An 18,066-nucleotide genomic window follows, 5' to 3' on the forward strand; every position below is an offset into this window, starting at 1 on the left:
TTTATGAGAAATAAAAATGCTTTGGGGATAAATAAAGGCCTCTGATAGAATGTTTTCTCAAAGGCCTTTATTTTCAAATTTATTTAGAGTGTTTCGAATACGGAGAAATTTATTATCTGAGGATCTGCTTTCGATTCGGTCACAACTAATTTTATTGCTTCAACTGTTCGGGAGTCAAATCTGTTTATGTGTTTATGTCCGATGCTGCTACCCGAAGATAACTCGATCCATTCATTTCCTTTTTTACCTTTCAGTAAATATTTCAGTATCCGTTCACCTTTGGATATATCTTCCTGTATGACGACACGGTTTATGCTGGTCGGTTTATCGAAAGAAATGGTGTATTCTGATCCGGCACCAGCTATTTGTTGTAGCGGTGTTCCATATTGGCGTGCAATCTCATGGCCAAGCGCTTCGACCTGACGGACATCGGCTTCAGGGATAAGACCTTTATTATCGACAACCAAACCTAAAAGCATATTTGTGTTTCTTCCTACACTGGTTTCATATTTAGTGAGTAGTTCAGGGATGGTAAACATCATGCTGTCCTGTCCGGCTGTCCAGAACCAGCCACCCTGAAAAGAGCGGTTCCATCGTAAAGTGAAATCAGATTCTCCCGGACACCAGAAGGGGGCAAAAGGATCACCATTCAGTCCATTGATAACACGGGTACCATCAGCATTCGTCGTAGAGTCGGCTGTCGCCCAGCAAGGATAAGGGGCAACGCCTTCTTCATTCCCAACCCATCTGATCAGGTTCGGATGTCCGTATGGCCCCTGGAAAGCGATTGCATTCGGTTGTAGCTTCTGAACCAGGGATAATACATCCGCACCTCCTTGATCTCTGGAAAGTACACCGCCGTCGAACCATATCTCAAACAGTTCACCGTAATTGCTCCATAATTCCGTTAACTGTTGCGTAACGATTTGGTTATATTCTTCTTGTGTTACAGGGCTCCCTTCCTGAACTACGCCCGGATTATCCACGTATAAGTAACCATTTGCAGTCGTACTGGCATAAATACCCGGTTTGATGTTATATTTTTTGCAGGAAGCGATGAAGTCGGCAACAATATCACCTTCGCCGTTTTTCCAAGGCGATTGTTTGATGCTGTAATCATGTGCTTCTGTCGGCCACAGGCTGAAGCCGCTGCAATGTTTGGCAACAAGGACTGCATATTTTGCACCCATCTTTTGGGCTGTTTCCAGCCATTGGTCGGTGTTCAGTTCTGTCGGATTAAAAATAGATGCATCCGGATGTGTTCCCCATTGCCTGAAATTATAGTCCGGTTGGTAAACGGGCATATCGAAATGGATCAATACACCTATTTCGGCATCGGCCCAGGCCAGTTGTCGTGCATTGGGTGTGACAATATTCGTCGGTTCGTTGGATGAACAGGATATAAGAACTGACAATGCAGCCAGTAATCCTACAAATGTTTTTTTCATGATTGAGTCAGATTATATTTCAGAGACAAGTATAGTGAAAAATAATGAGTTATAAAATAATATGTCAATAAGCCAATGTGCCAATATACCTATTTTAAGAATTTTAGATCTAAGGTGTTTTTATTGGCACATTGGCATATCAGCTCATTGACACATTATTAGTTTGCCCAACCCGGATTCTGTGGTAACAGATTTGGATTGTAAGTAAACTCATCGGTCGGGATCGGATAGAGGTATAAACGATCGTACCATGTGCGTGTCATACCCGGATAAAGAACACGGTATTCACCTGTTGCCGGATCACGGGGGCCTAAATAAGTTTTCAGGTTCTCCAATAGTTTACCGGCTTTCCATCTGCATAAGTCGTTCCAGCGAAGGCCTTCGCATGCTAATTCTACACGGCGCTCACGACGTATTTCGTTGAGTAACGGAGAGATGGCAACTTCCCACTTCGGCCAGTTCGGGTCGGTGAACCCAACATTTACTGTTAGATGTTTCATACCTACACGGTCACGCAGTTTATTGATCGTTTTATCCAGAACAGCCTGATCACACTCTCCTAATTCTGCTTTCGCTTCTGCATAGTTCAGTAGAACTTCACCATATCGATAGATCAGGTCATCCAGTGTACATTTGATATATTCATTATCTTCAGCTAAAGGCGAATACATTTTATATAGGCGATAACCGGTGAATGTCAGATTGTTGAATACCGGAGAGTTTTCGTATTCTTCCGAACCGTCGGCCAATATGGCGATAGGGCGGTCGGGTGTGTAAACACATTGTTTTAACCGGGGATCGCGATTTTCAAATTCATCCATAAACTTGGCATCTCCTTTATAAAGACTGCTTAATGCAATAGGCATACCATCATTGCATAAGAATGATTCTACAAAATCCTTGGTCATACCAGTCTGTGCTTCACGAACCGTACGCGGTCTGTTATTCATCCGTTTGTCTGTTATGTAGGCTGCAAAAAAGATCGCTTCCTTATTATTGGTATAATCCTGTTGGTTGAATAACGCGTGATAATCATCTTCAATATTACCGGTAGAGTAAATATCAAAATTACCACTGTTAATGATCTTTTCCGCTGCTTCTGCACTCATACGAAGGTATTTGTCCGCGTTTTCAAGATTCCTGTATTTTCTCCAGGTTCCTTCAAACAGACAAACTCTTGATTTCAATAGTAGCGCTGCATATTTGCTTAGCCGTGTGTCGGTCATTGTTTCAGGCAACCATGCACTGGCTTTATCCAGGCAAACACAGATAGAATCGATGACCGTCCCACGATCATTACGTGGGAAATACAACTCTTCAGAAGAAGTGGTCAGATCCGTAGTCAACCAGGGCACATCGCCGAAGCGGAGTACTTTTTCATAATAAAACTTGGCTTTGAAGAAATATATTTCACCAACATACCGGTTGATGTTTTCCTGAATACCTTCTACCGTATGGTAACGGGTCAGGAAATAATTACAACTTCTGATATTCGCCCAGTCACCTTTAGCCCAGCCTCCTCCGGCAGTCGGGATGGTGTAATCGCTCCAGATAAAAGCATCTTTCGACTGGTGCGCCTGGTTGTCGGACGCATTATCGCTTCCGTAAGCACCGGTATTGTCCAGTGTAGTATAGAATTGGTTTGCAAAGTTTTTCAAATCGTTTTCCGTCTTCCAATAAGTCTCGTCATTGATCTTATCTTCCGGGTACAAGTCCATAAAGTCGTTATTACATGCAGAAAATCCGAGTAACAAAGACAAGCTTGCTATATAATATACTTTTTTCATTCTGTTTTCAATTTTAATTATTCTACAATGTTCCATCTTAGAATGTCAGGTTAGCACCAAAAGAGAATGATCTGATAAATGGATAAGCATTTACTGTAGCCAATTCAGGATCGAAAGTGTCGGGCATTCCGGAGAATTCAAACAAGTTGTCCGCATTGAAATAAACTCTTAGCTTGGATATCTTCGCTTTTTCCGTGATATATTTCGGGATAGTATAACCCAGAGCCAATTGTTTACAACGAATATAAGCACCATTCAACATAAAACGCGTCTGATTTTGATTGATCGCATCCGCATTGAAACGGGCACGCGGGAAGAATGCATTTGTATTATCTTCTCTCCAGTAATCATAATTCATTTTCTGAGGAACAGACCATTGAGATCCGTAATGAGACAGATAGAATGTCTTCGACGGTATGATATCACGTTTTATAGTTCCCTGGAAGAATAAGGTAAAGTCGAAACCTTTATATTCTGCAGTTCCACGAATACCGAAATTATAACGCGGCGTTGTATTTCCAATAATTTTCATATCCCCCGAATTATTAACAGTATTTTCACCTCTGGTTATTTTACCGTCACCATCCAGGTCTGCAAATTTTATATCTCCGGCATATTGGGTGAAACCGACAACTTTCGACTGATCCCATGCAGCAGCCTCTGCATCCGACTGGAATAAACCTTCGGTAACAAATCCCCAGATCTCTCCTAATTTCTTTCCTTTATAATAATCATCGGACAGATTCTTCGTCGGGTTGTCATATTTCGTGATTTCAGCCTGGTAGTCAGATAGCGATAGCGTTGCACTATAGGCTAATCCGCTCTGCAAAGTAGATTTCCAGGTCAAAGCAACTTCCCATCCGCTGGTTCTTAAGTCGGCGGAGTTCATCTGCGGTTCTGAAACACCTAAAATAGAAGGTAATGTCTTTGATTTCGTCAACATGTCTTCGGTTGTACGCACATAATAGTCGAACTCACCGGTCAGGCGGCTGTCTAACATCGAGAAGTTGAAACCTAAGTCCCATTGTTTAACAGTTTCCCAAGTCAGCTGATCGCTTACCAACGCCGGAGTATATACACCCATCTGTTTTTCTCCACTGAAGAGATAACCGACTTCGCCCGTGCTGTAAGAAGATACATAAGGATAATAAGAACTAACCATCTGGTTTCCTAATGCACCGTAAGAACCTCTCAGCTTGAAATCATTAACAATGTGGGCGATCGGTTTCCAGAATTTTTCCTGTGAAAGTCTCCAACCCAATGAGAATGTCGGGAAGAATGCAAAACGATCATCTTTCGGGAAGCGGGAAGATCCGTCATAACGTCCGTTCACCTGGAACAGGTATTTATCGTCATACGCATAGAACAAACGGAAGAAAGCACCACGGATAGCCCATTGATTCATATAATCGCTTGTTGTGCGGTCACCCGTTGCCAGGTTAAGGAATGGAATATCGTTTGCAATCAGGTTATTCCTGCTCAAGCCGACACCTTTATAAGTTGTATTTTCCTGGTTGAAACCGATCATACCTTCAAAAGCATGTACTTTATTGAATTTCTTCTTATAAGTGGCATAGGCATTGAATACATCGTACTGTGACTCTGTTTTTGAATAAGATACCTGGTTAGGGGAAGTATGCGGGAAGATTGAACCCGGATTTCCATCAGCATCATAATCGATATATTCGCGCACATGATTCTTGAAAGAATAGTTATAATAATTATAAGTATAATCGAAATTGATTTCGAGTCCTTCAAATGGATTCAGTTTTGCAAAGGCTGTCGCGTACATATTATTATTTCTCATTTCGGCCGATCCTCCCTGAGACAACCATGCTGCCTGATTTGTGAAATAACCGTCACCGCAATAACCTGCAAAATGTCCGTCGGGATGATAAACCGGCATCAGAGGACGGCTGTCACCCGGAATCGTTGCTCCCAAAGAGTTGTTCCCATATTTATTTTGTGGGCCGGTATTCATTTTTACCATCGACAAGGTTGCTCTTAATCCGACCTGCAACCAATTGTTTACTTTATAGTTAACATGCTGCAATACATTGAAACGCTTGTAGTCTTCGTCCGTCCAGCGAGAGATACCGTCTTGTTGGAACATACCAGCCGATGTCATATATTTGGCCGTTTCACTACCTCCTTGTACGCTGATATTGTATTGCTGCATCGGATAACTTTTCTTATTCAGTGCATCATACCAATCCGTATTGCCGCAATAACGATATTTACTGGCCGCATCGTCCGGATGATGGAATACCGGAAGATTGTTGACCGGATCGTTGTAGTAATTTCTGACATGCTCCATAGTAATGTCATCAAAATAGTTACTACCGTTAGATGTAGTATTGGCGTCATTCATCCATTGAGTATATTCCAAAGAGTTCATATATTCCGCATGAACTGTCGGAACGTTGATGGAATAGTTGGCACTTAATGAAACGACCGGTTTTTGTGAAACGAAACCTGTTTTGGTTGTGATCAGGATCACACCGAAAGCAGCACGTGCACCGTAGATAGAAGCAGAGGCTGCGTCTTTCAAAACAGTAACGTCTTTCACATCCTGCGGGTTGATCAGGTTCGGATCCATTTCAATACCATCGACCAGGATCAATGGCGAACCGCCTGATATATTTGTCGTACCACGGATATTGAATGTCGAGCCTGTTCCCGGAGCACCGCTGGAAGAGGTGATATTCAGGTTGGCGATTGCGCCTTGCAAACCGGCTCCCAGGTTGGTCAGCGGACGGTCTTCGATCACTTCCGAACCGACGGTGGCCACAGAACCTGTCAAGTCTGCTTTTTTCATTGTACCGTATCCTACGACAACGACCTCTTCCAATGTCTCGGAGTCTTCCTGTAAGATGATTTCCATTCTTCTTCCGGCGTTAGCTTTCACCTCTTCCCTGACATAACCGATAAAAGTGATCACCAGCGTCGAACCGGACTTTGCATTAATAGAGAAGTTCCCTTCCACATCAGTTGTTGTCCCGTTAGTTGTTCCTTTTTCAACAATGTTGGCTCCGATGACAGGGTCGCCATTCGTATCGATAACTTTCCCCCTGATCATACTGTTTTGTTGCGGAGCAGCAGCCATAGTCTGTTTACCAAGAACGATATGGTTTCCTTCTACAGAATATGTGATACCCGAATCAGCTAACAACTCTTCCAGTACTTTTGAAACAGGCTGGTTTTTAGCCTTTAAAGACACCTTCTTGTTGACATTTACCTGATTATTATAGATAAACAGATAATCGGTCTGGTGTTCTATTTCATTCAGCACTGTTTCCAGTTGAACATTTTTCTTGTTGATACTGACCCTCGCATTTTGCGAATGTGTATTTTCTGCAAAAGAGCAGAACACACATATTAAGAGCAGGAATGTCGTGATTCTCATAATTCTGAAAATTTTTAAGGGTCGCGGTGCCCGATAATTACACCTCGACAAAGTGTTTTCTTTCATACTTTGTTGTGATTTGAAATTAATAAATTTGATAATTTAGTTTGTGTTAATTGGATGTCTGCCGGCTATTGCCCCCCAGCCTTCGCCGGCATTACGGTTAACAAGTTTTTACTCCATAAGCATTTTAATTTAGGTGAAACATATTGTTAAAATCATTTGATATAAATTATATGATTGTCCTCATCCCGTTCATAGGTAAACTTTATATCTTTCTGCAGAACTCTCAAAGCATAATCCACACCATCTGTTTGCCTGAATTTTCCGGTGTATAGATATTTTTGTACTTGCAGGTTTGTTATATGTATGTTTATTCCATAATATTTCTCAAATTCTTTCATGATCGAAGCGAACGTTTCGCTTTTGAAACAGATCAACCCTTCCCGCCAGCGGTACGGATTGTAATCGTCTACCGGCATCACCCGTAATTTTCCTCCATGCAGATAGGCTTTGTTGTTAGGGGTGAGCATCAGACTTTCGTTGGCATCTGTCAGCGATGAAATCTTTACGCTTCCTTCCATCAGGGCCGTTTCAAAACTTTCGGTATCAGAATAGGATTCAACGTCGAATTTTGTTCCCAAAACCTCTACATTGTATTTGTCGGTCTGCACCGTAAACGGTTTCTTTTCGTCTCTGGCCACTTCAAAGTAGGCCTCGCCATCCAGTTTAACCAGGCGTTGATCCGTATTAAAGGAGACCGGATACTGAATTGTTGTTCGTGCATTCAGCCAGACATCGGTTCCGTCGGGCAGTGTGATATTGATTCGTTGACCGGCCGGAACAGTGATTGTTTGTAATGCTATGGGGGCCTGTTCCGTCTGTATTTGCTGATACATGAAACTCCCTCCAAGCGTAAGGGCTATGATGGATGCTATTTTAATTAACTCAGTTCTAAGAGAACTCTGTCCGTCTTTTTTCTCCCGGTAGTGTTTTAAATTTCCTTCGGATGAAACCCAAAATGCATCCGAATGGAATAAAAAATGAAATGAATTATAAAATATCAAATTGTCATTACTATAGCGAGTAATTCAAATTTCTACCCAGGGTAATTTGAATTAGTATCACGATTAATATTTTTTAATGTATCAGAAGGATGCGATTAGTCCCCGTTTCATTACAATCTGATAATCGAATCGGAAACAATAAAATGGGTGAAATATGGTATTGAATAATTTTTTTTATTTCTTTACTAGGGATATTAATTTATGAACTGTTATTATTATAGATGGCTATATTGAGCGTATTAAACATGAATAAAGACATATTATATAAGTTTTTTGAAGGAACGGCATCTTTAGAAGAAGAAAAGGATGTGAAACGGTGGATGGAAGCGTCAGCCGAAAATCAACGTGCTTTTTTTAAAGAGAGAAAACTTTTTGACTCGATGTTACTTTTAGGAGATGAAAACAGGATCAGGTCAGGAAAAAAGAGGTTCTCAATTAACCTTAGTTCTCTTAGAACTGAGTTAATTAAAATAGCAGCGGTTGTAGCGATCACATTGGGGGGGAATTTTCTTTATTTTCAGTCTTTGCAGGAAAAGGAACAAATGGCGATGCAAACAATTTCTGTTCCGGCCGGTCAACGAATCAATATCACCTTGCCCGATGGAACAACTGTCTGGCTAAATGCCAGAACTTCACTGACATATCCTACGAAATTCAGCAGGAAGAATCGTCAGGTAGTATTGGATGGAGAGGCTTATTTTGATGTAGCCAAAGACGAAAAGAAACCGTTTACGGTGCAAACCGACAAATACAACGTGGAAGTTTTGGGTACAAAGTTCGATGTAGATGCTTATTCGGAAACAGGGGAATTTGAGACAACGCTGATGAAGGGTAGCGTGAGAGTAGCTTCTGTAGATGATCCGGAGCAGAATTTAGTACTAAAACCAGACAATAAGGTGTCTTTGCGTGATGGAAAATTGCATGTTACTCCGGTGGAGGACTACAATCCTTATCGCTGGAAAGAAGGACTGATCTGTTTCAGGAATGAATCGTTTATGTCTATCATGAAAGATTTTGAAAAATATTATGGTCTGGCTATTCATGTAAAGAATAAGGAAGTAATGAAATATGTCTATACCGGCAAATTCCGTCAGACGGATGGGGTGGATTATGCATTAAGAGTTTTGCAGAAGGATATAAAATTCACTTATCACCGGGATGATGAGAATCAAATAATATATGTAGAGTAATAAGTTTGAGTTTATGATATTTATTAACCTTAAAAAAATAGCGTATGAAAGTATATGATCATTAAGTAAAATGCCGGCAAGCGCTGGGGGGCAATTACCGGCATTCAATCAACACAATTCAATTAATTAAACTGTATTAACTTCAAATCAACACAAAGGTATGAAAAAAAACTCTTTGTCGGGTAGGTATTATCCTAAATCCCCGCAACTTAAACAAATCTTTAGAATTATGCGGATCACCACATTTCTGTTATTAGTCTGTGTTTTCTGCACTTTTGCAGAAAATACGCATTCTCAGAATGCCAGAGTGAGTATTACCAGAAGTAATACTCAACTGGAAGATATTTTAAGTGAAATAGAAAGCCAGACAGACTATCTGTTTATCTATAATAACCAGGTAGATATAAATAAGAAACTTTCTATTAAAGTAAAAAACAAGCCGGTTTCCCAGGTTTTAGATAACCTGCTGAAAAACATGGGAGTCAGTTATGCTATGGAAGGAACACATATCGTACTGACAAAAAATACAGAAAACACTCTTCCCGTACAACAACAAGCTAAAAATATAACTGGTACAATTGTAGATGTGAACGGTGACCCGGTTATTGGCGCAAACATTGTAGTTAAAGGGACAAGCAATGGTACAATCACAGATATAGACGGGAATTTCACCATTGAAGCGGATTCAAAGTCTGTTCTGAATATATCTTACATAGGATATTTGACAAAGGAAGTGGCAGTAGGCAATCAACAGAATGTCCGTGTCGTACTGTTGGAAGATACGAAAACGCTGGATGAAGTGGTCGTAATCGGTTACGGTACACAGAAGAAAGCGGACTTGACAGGTTCTGTGGCAAATGTAAGTGCAGAAAAACTGAATACGCAAAGTAATGCAAATATCGGCCAGGCACTGCAAGGTAAGATTGCCGGTGTGGATATCGTTTCACAGGGTGGTAATCCCGGAGCCGGAAGCCGTATCATGGTACGTGGTATCGGTACATTGAATAATGCATCTCCTCTGTTCATTGTGGATGGTATGTATATGACGGGGATCGATCATATCAACCCGAACGATATTGCCAGTATAGACGTATTGAAGGATGCTTCTTCAGCTGCTATCTATGGTTCTCGTGCAGCCAATGGTGTGATAATCGTAACAACGAAAGAAGGCTCGAATACAGAAGGAAAGCCTATCGTAGATTTATCGGTCAATGCGGGTGTTTCGATGGTAAGCAAGAAATTGGATATGCTGGATGCACAGGGATGGTCGGAAGTAACTTCCGTTGCCCGTCAGGCTGTAGGCAAACCTGTATTGGATATGGCTACCGATCTGTCCACAAAACCGGACAACGACTGGCAGGATATTATGTTCAGACCGGCTTTGATGCAGAACTATAATGTCTCAGTTAAGGGAGGCGGTAAATATCAGACTTATTATACTGGTCTTGGATATTTCAATCAGGATGGTGTTGTGAAGGGTACGAATTATGAACGTTATACTTTGCAGACGAAAAATGATTATAAGAAAGGTATTTTCTCTGCCGGAACGAATGTGTTGTTGACTTTCAACCATGATAAACCGTTGCATGAAGAACTTCGTGGTGGTATGGTCGGAACTATTTTGCAGGCACTTCCTACTTTAGAAAAATATGATGATAGCCGGAAAGGTGGTTATGGCGGCTTGTACGGTGACGTAGCTAACTTACCTAACCCGCTGGGTATGATCGATGATAATCTGATGAATCGCTATAGCGAAAATATGAAGATTTATGCGAATGTTTATGTTCAGTTGGAATTGTTTAAAGGTTTGAAATATAAACTGAATATGACTCCCGACTTCGAATTCTACCGGTATAAGAAATATCTGAATGAATATGATTTCGGTATTACAACCAACTCTGTTACTCAATTGACAGAACGGCAAACACGCAGGCGTAATGTGTTGGTGGAAAACTTGCTGACTTACGATCAAACATTTGGAGATCACAAGGTTTCAGCTTTGGTTGGTTATACCTATCAGGACAACCGCTATCGTTACCTGCAGGCTTATGGCGAAAATCTTCCACAAGGATTGGAAGAGATAGATGCTTCAACCACTTCTCGCAGTAATGAAGGTTATTCCAACCGTAGTGTGCTGACTTCTATCCTGGGACGTGTATTTTATTCATATAAAAATAAGTACCTGATCACAGCAACGATCCGTCGTGACGGTTCTTCTAAATTCGGAAAGAACAACCGGTATGGTAATTTCCCTTCTGCATCCGTTGGTTGGAATATCGCAGAAGAAGAGTTTATGAACAACCTGAGTTGGCTGGATCAATTAAAGATTCGTGGCGGTTATGGTGTACTGGGTAATCAGGAAATTGACAACTATCAGTATTCATCGACGATTACAACCGGTATTAACTATCCGGACGGTAACGGTGGCCTTATACAAGGTGCTTTCCCGAAAGATTTCGCTAACCCGGATATTAAATGGGAATCTACTGCGATGACGAATGTGGGTATAGACTTTGTCGCTTTTAATAATCGTTTGAATATTACTGCCGACTGGTATGTAAAGAATACGAAAGATATTTTGCTGACAGTGCCTATCCCCATTTCTTCCGGTGGTGCGAACGATCCGATCCGTAATGCCGGTAAGATCCGCAACAAAGGTTTTGAGTTTAATGTTGCCTGGAATACGAACGTAAATCAAGATCTTTCTTATGGCGTAAGCGTATTGGGCAGCTTCAATAAGAATGAGGTGACAGCTATGGGTACAGGTTCGCAGGCCATCTGGGGCGGTGCTACCAACCAGAATATCAATACCTGTAAAACAATGGCCGGTTATCCGATCGGCTCATACTGGTTGATCCCTACCGACGGTTATTTCAACAGTGAAGCGGAAGTGGAAGCGTATTCAAAAGACGGTGTCAAGATACAGCCGAATGCACAGGCTGGTGATATCCGTTTCAAAGATACCAACAACGATGGAACGATCGACGACAAAGACCGTGTTTATTGCGGCAGTCCGTTCCCTGACTTCACATTCTCTGTAAGTGGAAATGTTAGATGGAAGAACTTCGATGCATCTGTTTCCTTCCAGGGTGTTTTAGGTAATAAGATTTATAATGCAACCCGCCAGACTTTGGAAGATGTTACAAAGGGAACTAATTTCCTGGCTTCCTGTTTGGATTATTGGACTCCGGATAATTTGAATGCTGCACATCCGCGCCTGACCTGGGATGATCCGAACCGTAATACCCGTGCAGAATCAGACCGCTATCTGGAAAATGGCTCTTATCTGCGTCTGCGTAACCTGCAGGTCGGTTATACTTTCCCGCAACAGTGGTTCAGAGGCTATATTCAAAAAGCCCGTGTATATGCAAATGCAGAGAATCTGTTTACGATTACCGGATACACTGGTTTTACTCCGGACGTGAATACTAATAATGCTAGATATCGTGGTTTTGATAATTTCATTTATCCGACCAACCGTGTATTTATGTTAGGCGTGAATGTAACATTTTAATTGAGAGAAAATATTATGAAGACATATATAAAGACAACACTTGCTGTGTTATTTTCGGGAATGTTCCTCTTTTCCTCGTGCGATAGTCAATTGGATCAGACGAATCCCAATAAAGCAACCGAAGATACTTTCTGGAAAGATGAAGCCGACTTTAATCTGGCGTTGACCTCTTGTTATACTCCATTGAAAAATGCCCTGAACGGCGGATATTATGGAACCCGTGGTGTGATGCTCCGTATTGCACGTGCCGATGAGGTGGATTTCCGTAATGATATATCGGACGTATACACAGTAAACCGTTTTACAAACAGTAATACAAACTCCTTGACCCAGGGTATGTTCTATCAGTTCTATAATGCACTCTATCGTACCAATTCGATTATGCAGAAACTGGAAGAAAAGGGTGACCAGTTTACACAGGAATTTCAGAATGCTGTAACCGGTGAATGTTTATTCATCCGTGGATTCTATCTGTTCCAGTTGGCAAAAGAGTTTCAGGATGTTCCTTTAAGGCTAACGGCTTCACAATCGCCTTCCACTTTCCCGTTGGCAAAGTCTTCCCAATCAGAGGTATGGGCTCAGGCTGAAATCGATCTGAAGAAGGCGGCAGAACTATTACCCGTTACAAATAAAGTGGGAAAACCGACCAAAGGAGCTGCTAATGCCGCTTTAGGTAAATTGTATATCTATGAAGAAGAATGGCAGAAAGCAATCGATGTAATGGAACCGCTTACCAAAAGCCCGTATACATACAGGTTGGTCGATGACTTCTACTGGAATTTTGATGACGAACACGAGAACAACTCGGAAAGTATTTTTGAACTGCTGATCGAGGACGTAGGTGGTACGGATTTGTGGGGTAATGGTGAAAATATCAACTCTACCCAGTCTAATACCCGACCGAAAGAATATGCGGCAGCAGAAGTGGGTGGTTGGTATGAAGCAAACCCGACTCAGCAGATGATGGACATACTTCTGAAAGAAAAGGATAAGGATGGTAATTACGATTATCGTACCCGCTGTTCCGTTGCCTGGGACTATGAAGGTTGTATGTATTATCAGAGACCTTTCCGTGAAGTGTTTGCACAGGATAAATGGAATACCTATTGGATATTGAAGTATCAGAACTGGAAAACACTGACGGAAGAGATTGCTCCCCCGAAATCATTTATCAACGAACGTGCAATCCGTTATGCAGATGTACTTTTATTATTGGCTGAGGCAAATATGAATCTGGGAAAACTGGACGGGGCGATTGGCTATATCAACCAGATCCGCCAGCGTGCAAACCTGAATGATTACAGTGGAGCCAGAACCAAAGAAGCCGTATTTGAAGATTTGGTACAGCAGCGTGCGGTAGAGCTCTTTGTAGAAGGCGAACGTTTCTACGACCTGCGTCGTTGGGGAATATTTGAACAGACATTAAAATCTTGTGATGATGTTCGTTATCAAAACTTTGCTGGTGGTAAATCAGGAAATACCAATAAGTTCTATTATTTCCCGATACCGGCAAAAGAACTGGAAACAAACGAATTATGTACACCGAATGAAGGGTGGTAATGACTAGTTTTTAATAGGTAGTCTTTTTTATCAAGCCGGCTGTGATTAGTGTATTACGCATTATAGCCGGCTTTTTTATTATACTTATTCTATAAATAGTAGTATGAGAAAATTTAATATCATAATAACATCCGCCTGTATCCTTACCGGTTTCTCTTGCACGAAAAAAGAGAATAGCCAACCCAATGTGATCTATATACTAATGGACGACATGGGCTATGGAGATCTGCAATGTTACGGACAACAAAAGATTGAGACACCGAATATCGACCGGTTGAGAGATACCGGTATGCAATTTACCCAACACTATACCGGATCTCCGGTGTCAGCTCCGGCAAGATGTGTATTGCTTACCGGGCTTCATTCCGGACATACGCAGATCAGGGCGAATGACGAGATGCCGGAAAGAGGTGCGGTCAATAGCCACGACTCGATGTTCGTTCATCCGGAATTGGAAGGACAGTTCCCTTTAAAGGCCGGGACGATGACGATCGGACGTATGATGCAGCAGGCCGGCTATAAGACTGGGTGTTTCGGTAAATGGGGACTGGGAAATCCGGGTTCGGATGGCGTTCCGAACAAACAAGGCTTCGACGAGTTTTTCGGTTATAACTGCCAGCGGCAGGCACATACTTATTATCCGCCTTTCTTATGGAAGAATGAGAAACGGGTCTGTCTGAATAATAAGGTGTTGGATCCTCACCTGGTAAAACTGGATGAAGGGGCCGATCCCCGGGATGAAGCCAGTTATGCCAAATATACTCAACAGGTATATGCGAACGATACGATCTTTAGCGAGTTACAGCAATTTGTCGATCAAAACAGGGAGCATCCGTTTTTCCTGATGTGGACAACTCCTCTTCCGCATGTCTCTTTACAGGCTCCGGAACGTTGGGTGAAATATTATGTCGATAAGTTCGGGGATGAAGAACCTTATACCGGTACAAAAGGCTATATGCCTTGCCGTTATCCGCATGCGACTTATGCCGCCATGATAAGTTATTTCGACGAACAGGTCGGAAAGCTTGTCGATCAGCTGAAACAGGCTGGTTTATATGATAATACAGTTATTATTTTTACTTCCGACAATGGCCCTACATTCAACGGCGGAAGCGATTCTCCCTGGTTCAACAGCGGAGGCCCCTTTAAATCGGAATATGGTTGGGGCAAATGTTTTGTGCATGAAGGAGGAATACGGGTTCCCGCAATCGTTTCCTGGCCGAAACAGATTAAGGCCGGCAGTGGGACAGATCATATTTGCTCTTTTCAGGATGTGATGCCCACACTGGCAGATATCGCAGGTATAGCTTGTCCGCCGACAGACGGTATCAGCTTCCTTCCTACCTTGAAAGGAGAAAAGGCAAAACAGAAAGAACATGAATACCTGTATTGGGAATATCCCGATGCTCAAATAGGTTTGAAGGCTGTCCGCTGGGGTAAGTGGAAAGGGATCATTTCCGATATCAGAAAAGGGAATACGGTCATGGAACTATATGATCTGGACAGTGATTTGCAGGAACTGCATGACATGGCATCCGAACATCCGGATATCGTAGAGAAACTGCAACATTATATGGATATTTCGCATGAGACTCCGGAGAATCCTAAATTCCGTTTTTAAAAGGTAGATCAATGAAATATACACGAAAGTTAAACTATAAATGGCTACTGCTTTTTCTGTTTTGTTATATCTCTAATGCAGAAGCAGCGGAGGTGTTGCGTTTTGACAGTAGATGGAAATTCTATCTGGGTGACAAGGGGCAGGAAGCCATACAGCCCGGTTATAATGACTCTGACTGGCGTGCGCTCGATTTACCTCACGACTGGAGCATAGAAGGTGCTTATGAGCAAACAGCCAACGGTACAGACTGGCAAAGCGGTTTTCTTCCGGCAGGAATAGGATGGTATCGGAAAACATTTTCTTATGATCCGGATTGGAACGGCAAGAAAGTCCGTATTCAGTTCGACGGTATTTATTTGAACAGCGAGGTTTGGATAAACGGGCATTCGCTGGGGAAACGTCCTAACGGGTATATCGGTTTTGAATATGATCTGACTCCTTATCTGAAAACCGGCGATAATTGTATTGCCGTTAAAGTCGACCAGTCCAAACCTCTTACCGGACGCTGGTACACCGGTTCTGGTATTTACAGGCATGTATATCTGCATGTATCCTCTCCGGTGCATATCGGTTATTCCGGTGTTTATTTTAATGTAGATACCTTTTTGCCGGATAAGGCTGTTTGTTCGGTCGACGTATCGATTGTAAATCCGGCAGAAGAAATGGTGCAGGTAGTATCCTGTTTACTGGATAAGAGCGGACAAACCGTGGCCCGGAGTTCCGGGACTGGAAATGTTGTTTCCGGAGATAAAGTAGAGATGGAAGTGGTCGATCCCGAACGTTGGTCGCCGGATAATCCGTTCGTTTATACATTGGTTTGCCAGTTGAAGAAAGGGGAAACGGTGGTGGATGAGGTTCGGCAACCGGTTGGTTTCCGTTCGTTGGCGTTCAGTCCGGAGTTTGGCTTTAAGCTGAATGGAAAGGTAGTCAAGCTGAAGGGCGTTTGCGATCATCATACCGCTGGTGCTGTTGGAGCGGCTGTACCTGAAGATGTTTTGTATTACCGTCTGAAGCTCTTAAAAGAGATGGGATGCAATGCAATCCGTACGGCTCATAACCCTTTCTCTCCGGAATTTTATACCATGTGCGATACGATGGGGTTGATGGTGCTGAATGAAGGACTGGACGGATGGAACACGCCGAAAGCAGCCGACGATTATGGCAATTACTTTGAGGAATGGTGGGAAAAGGATATGACTGCTTTCATTAAACGCGATCGGAATCATCCTTCTGTGATTATGTGGAGCATCGGCAATGAAGTGAATCATGCTTCTCCGGAAATTCAGCGTGGCCTGGTCGACTTGTTCCATTCTCTGGATACTCGTCCGGTAACGCAGGGCGGTGCCGATCCTACCCGTGGCATGTCTGTCGATTACAAGAAGAATTTCGGAAGTCTCGATATTGTCGGGTTTAACGGGAACGGGGAAGAAGTGGGGGAATTTGAAAAGTTCCGGAAAAACTTTCCGTCCGTATGTGCCGTGGCGACAGAGGTACCTCATACCTATCAGACCCGTGGCGTTTACCGGACAAAGACACAATGGCGAAGGAGAGACTTTCCTGCTCCCTGGGAACAGGGTGATCCGGTGAAATGGGATCAGTTTGAGAAACGGGTTTATCCGATCCCTGATCTGACCGACGAGGAATTTTTCCCGGAGGAAGCAGCGAATCCTTATTACCAGTCTTCGTATGATAATGCTTCGGTTCGTATCAGTATCCGGAAGTCCTGGCAAAGAACTTGTTCATTCCCCTGGCTGATGGGAGAATTCCGTTGGGGCAGCTTCGATTATCTGGGAGAGGCGGAATGGCCGCAACGGTGCGGCAACTTTGGGATCATAGATGTAGCGGCCATGCCGAAAGATGCTTACTTCCTGTATCAGAGTTTATGGAGCGACAAGCCGATGGTGCACTTGCTGCCGCATTGGACTCATACCGGAAAGGAAGGACAAATAGTACCGGTTGTTGTATATACTAACTGCGATTCCGTCGAATTACTATTAAATGGTGTATCTTTGGGAACGCAACCTTATGAGGGGGAACAGTTAGTGTGGAAAGTCCCGTATAAAGCCGGTAGGATAGAAGCTAGGGCAAAAGTTGGAGATAAGATTGTTGCAACGGATTTGCAGCAGACGGCTTCTTCTCCTTATACTGTCGCTTTTTCGGCAAATAAATCCGTGTTAAGGGCTGGCACCGGCGATGTTGCCCGGCTGGAATTAGGTGTTGTCGACAAGGATGGCGTTTTATGTCCGTATGCATCCGAAGAACTCTCTTTTGAGTTGGAAGGTTCTATCTGTCTGTTAGGTGTGGACAATGGCGATCCGGTGGATATGTTTCCTTACAAGCAGCCCCGTTGCCGTGCTTTCAGAGGAAAATGTGTCTTGCTGCTTCTGGCAACCGATACACCGGGTACGGCTGTGATAACCGTCCGGTCGGATAAATTGAAAGAAAAGAAAATAACATTAGATATAAAATAGAT

Annotated in this window: 9 protein-coding genes; 5 read left to right on the forward strand and 4 right to left on the reverse strand. The window is 42.7% G+C overall.

Features of this window, described 5'->3' with window-relative positions:
- Positions 1 to 83: 83 nt before the first annotated feature.
- The 4 genes from HMPREF1212_RS01505 to HMPREF1212_RS01520 all read right to left on the reverse strand — a co-directional run bounded on the left by HMPREF1212_RS01505 (position 84) and on the right by HMPREF1212_RS01520 (position 7,540).
- Positions 84 to 1,448 (reverse strand): alpha-L-fucosidase, encoded by a 1,365-nt coding sequence (locus tag HMPREF1212_RS01505; RefSeq protein ID WP_046148184.1) that lies wholly within the window; start codon positions 1,446 to 1,448, stop codon positions 84 to 86.
- Positions 1,449 to 1,606: 158 nt separating this feature from the next.
- The gene (locus HMPREF1212_RS01510; protein WP_028729829.1) at positions 1,607 to 3,235 is read right to left on the reverse strand and encodes a RagB/SusD family nutrient uptake outer membrane protein; all 1,629 of its coding nucleotides are present in this window, start codon (positions 3,233 to 3,235) and stop codon (positions 1,607 to 1,609) included.
- Positions 3,236 to 3,272: 37 nt separating this feature from the next.
- Complete coding sequence (locus HMPREF1212_RS01515) at positions 3,273 to 6,641, reverse strand: TonB-dependent receptor (RefSeq protein ID WP_046148185.1); 3,369 nt, start codon at positions 6,639 to 6,641, stop codon at positions 3,273 to 3,275.
- A gap of 218 nt (positions 6,642 to 6,859) precedes the next feature.
- Positions 6,860 to 7,540, reverse strand: a complete 681-nt coding sequence (locus HMPREF1212_RS01520) for a FecR family protein (protein WP_052724899.1) — start codon at positions 7,538 to 7,540, stop codon at positions 6,860 to 6,862.
- 413 nt (positions 7,541 to 7,953) lie between these two features.
- On the opposite strand from HMPREF1212_RS01520, the gene HMPREF1212_RS01525 reads away from it, so the two are divergent.
- The 5 genes from HMPREF1212_RS01525 to HMPREF1212_RS01545 all read left to right on the forward strand — a co-directional run bounded on the left by HMPREF1212_RS01525 (position 7,954) and on the right by HMPREF1212_RS01545 (position 18,064).
- Positions 7,954 to 8,898: a FecR family protein gene (locus HMPREF1212_RS01525; RefSeq protein WP_046150192.1), complete on the forward strand. Its 945-nt coding sequence runs from the start codon at positions 7,954 to 7,956 to the stop codon at positions 8,896 to 8,898.
- 160 nt (positions 8,899 to 9,058) lie between these two features.
- Entirely contained in the window at positions 9,059 to 12,412 is a 3,354-nt protein-coding gene (locus HMPREF1212_RS01530) for a TonB-dependent receptor (protein ID WP_198293247.1), read from the forward strand.
- A 15-nt stretch (positions 12,413 to 12,427) separates the two neighbouring features.
- Positions 12,428 to 13,972: a RagB/SusD family nutrient uptake outer membrane protein gene (locus HMPREF1212_RS01535; RefSeq protein WP_046148187.1), complete on the forward strand. Its 1,545-nt coding sequence runs from the start codon at positions 12,428 to 12,430 to the stop codon at positions 13,970 to 13,972.
- A gap of 103 nt (positions 13,973 to 14,075) precedes the next feature.
- Positions 14,076 to 15,593, forward strand: coding sequence for an arylsulfatase (locus HMPREF1212_RS01540; RefSeq protein ID WP_046148188.1), 1,518 nt, complete (start codon positions 14,076 to 14,078; stop codon positions 15,591 to 15,593).
- Positions 15,594 to 15,604: 11 nt separating this feature from the next.
- Positions 15,605 to 18,064 (forward strand): sugar-binding domain-containing protein, encoded by a 2,460-nt coding sequence (locus HMPREF1212_RS01545; protein ID WP_046148189.1) that lies wholly within the window; start codon positions 15,605 to 15,607, stop codon positions 18,062 to 18,064.
- Positions 18,065 to 18,066 lie beyond the last annotated feature (2 nt).

Origin of the sequence: Parabacteroides sp. HGS0025 (genome assembly GCF_000969845.1) — a bacterium.
GTDB lineage: Bacteria > Bacteroidota > Bacteroidia > Bacteroidales > Tannerellaceae > Parabacteroides > Parabacteroides gordonii.

Excerpts from the sequence above, each read along its gene's own strand:
- HMPREF1212_RS01505 (WP_046148184.1), bottom strand. The coding sequence starts at position 1,448 with ATGAAAAAAACATTTGTAGGATTACTGGCTGCATTGTCAGTTCTTATA.
- HMPREF1212_RS01510 (WP_028729829.1), bottom strand. The coding sequence starts at position 3,235 with ATGAAAAAAGTATATTATATAGCAAGCTTGTCTTTGTTACTCGGATTT.
- HMPREF1212_RS01515 (WP_046148185.1), bottom strand. The coding sequence starts at position 6,641 with ATGAGAATCACGACATTCCTGCTCTTAATATGTGTGTTCTGCTCTTTT.
- HMPREF1212_RS01520 (WP_052724899.1), bottom strand. The coding sequence starts at position 7,540 with ATGTATCAGCAAATACAGACGGAACAGGCCCCCATAGCATTACAAACA.
- HMPREF1212_RS01525 (WP_046150192.1), top strand. The coding sequence starts at position 7,954 with ATGAATAAAGACATATTATATAAGTTTTTTGAAGGAACGGCATCTTTA.
- HMPREF1212_RS01530 (WP_198293247.1), top strand. The coding sequence starts at position 9,059 with ATGAAAAAAAACTCTTTGTCGGGTAGGTATTATCCTAAATCCCCGCAA.
- HMPREF1212_RS01535 (WP_046148187.1), top strand. The coding sequence starts at position 12,428 with ATGAAGACATATATAAAGACAACACTTGCTGTGTTATTTTCGGGAATG.
- HMPREF1212_RS01540 (WP_046148188.1), top strand. The coding sequence starts at position 14,076 with ATGAGAAAATTTAATATCATAATAACATCCGCCTGTATCCTTACCGGT.
- HMPREF1212_RS01545 (WP_046148189.1), top strand. The coding sequence starts at position 15,605 with ATGAAATATACACGAAAGTTAAACTATAAATGGCTACTGCTTTTTCTG.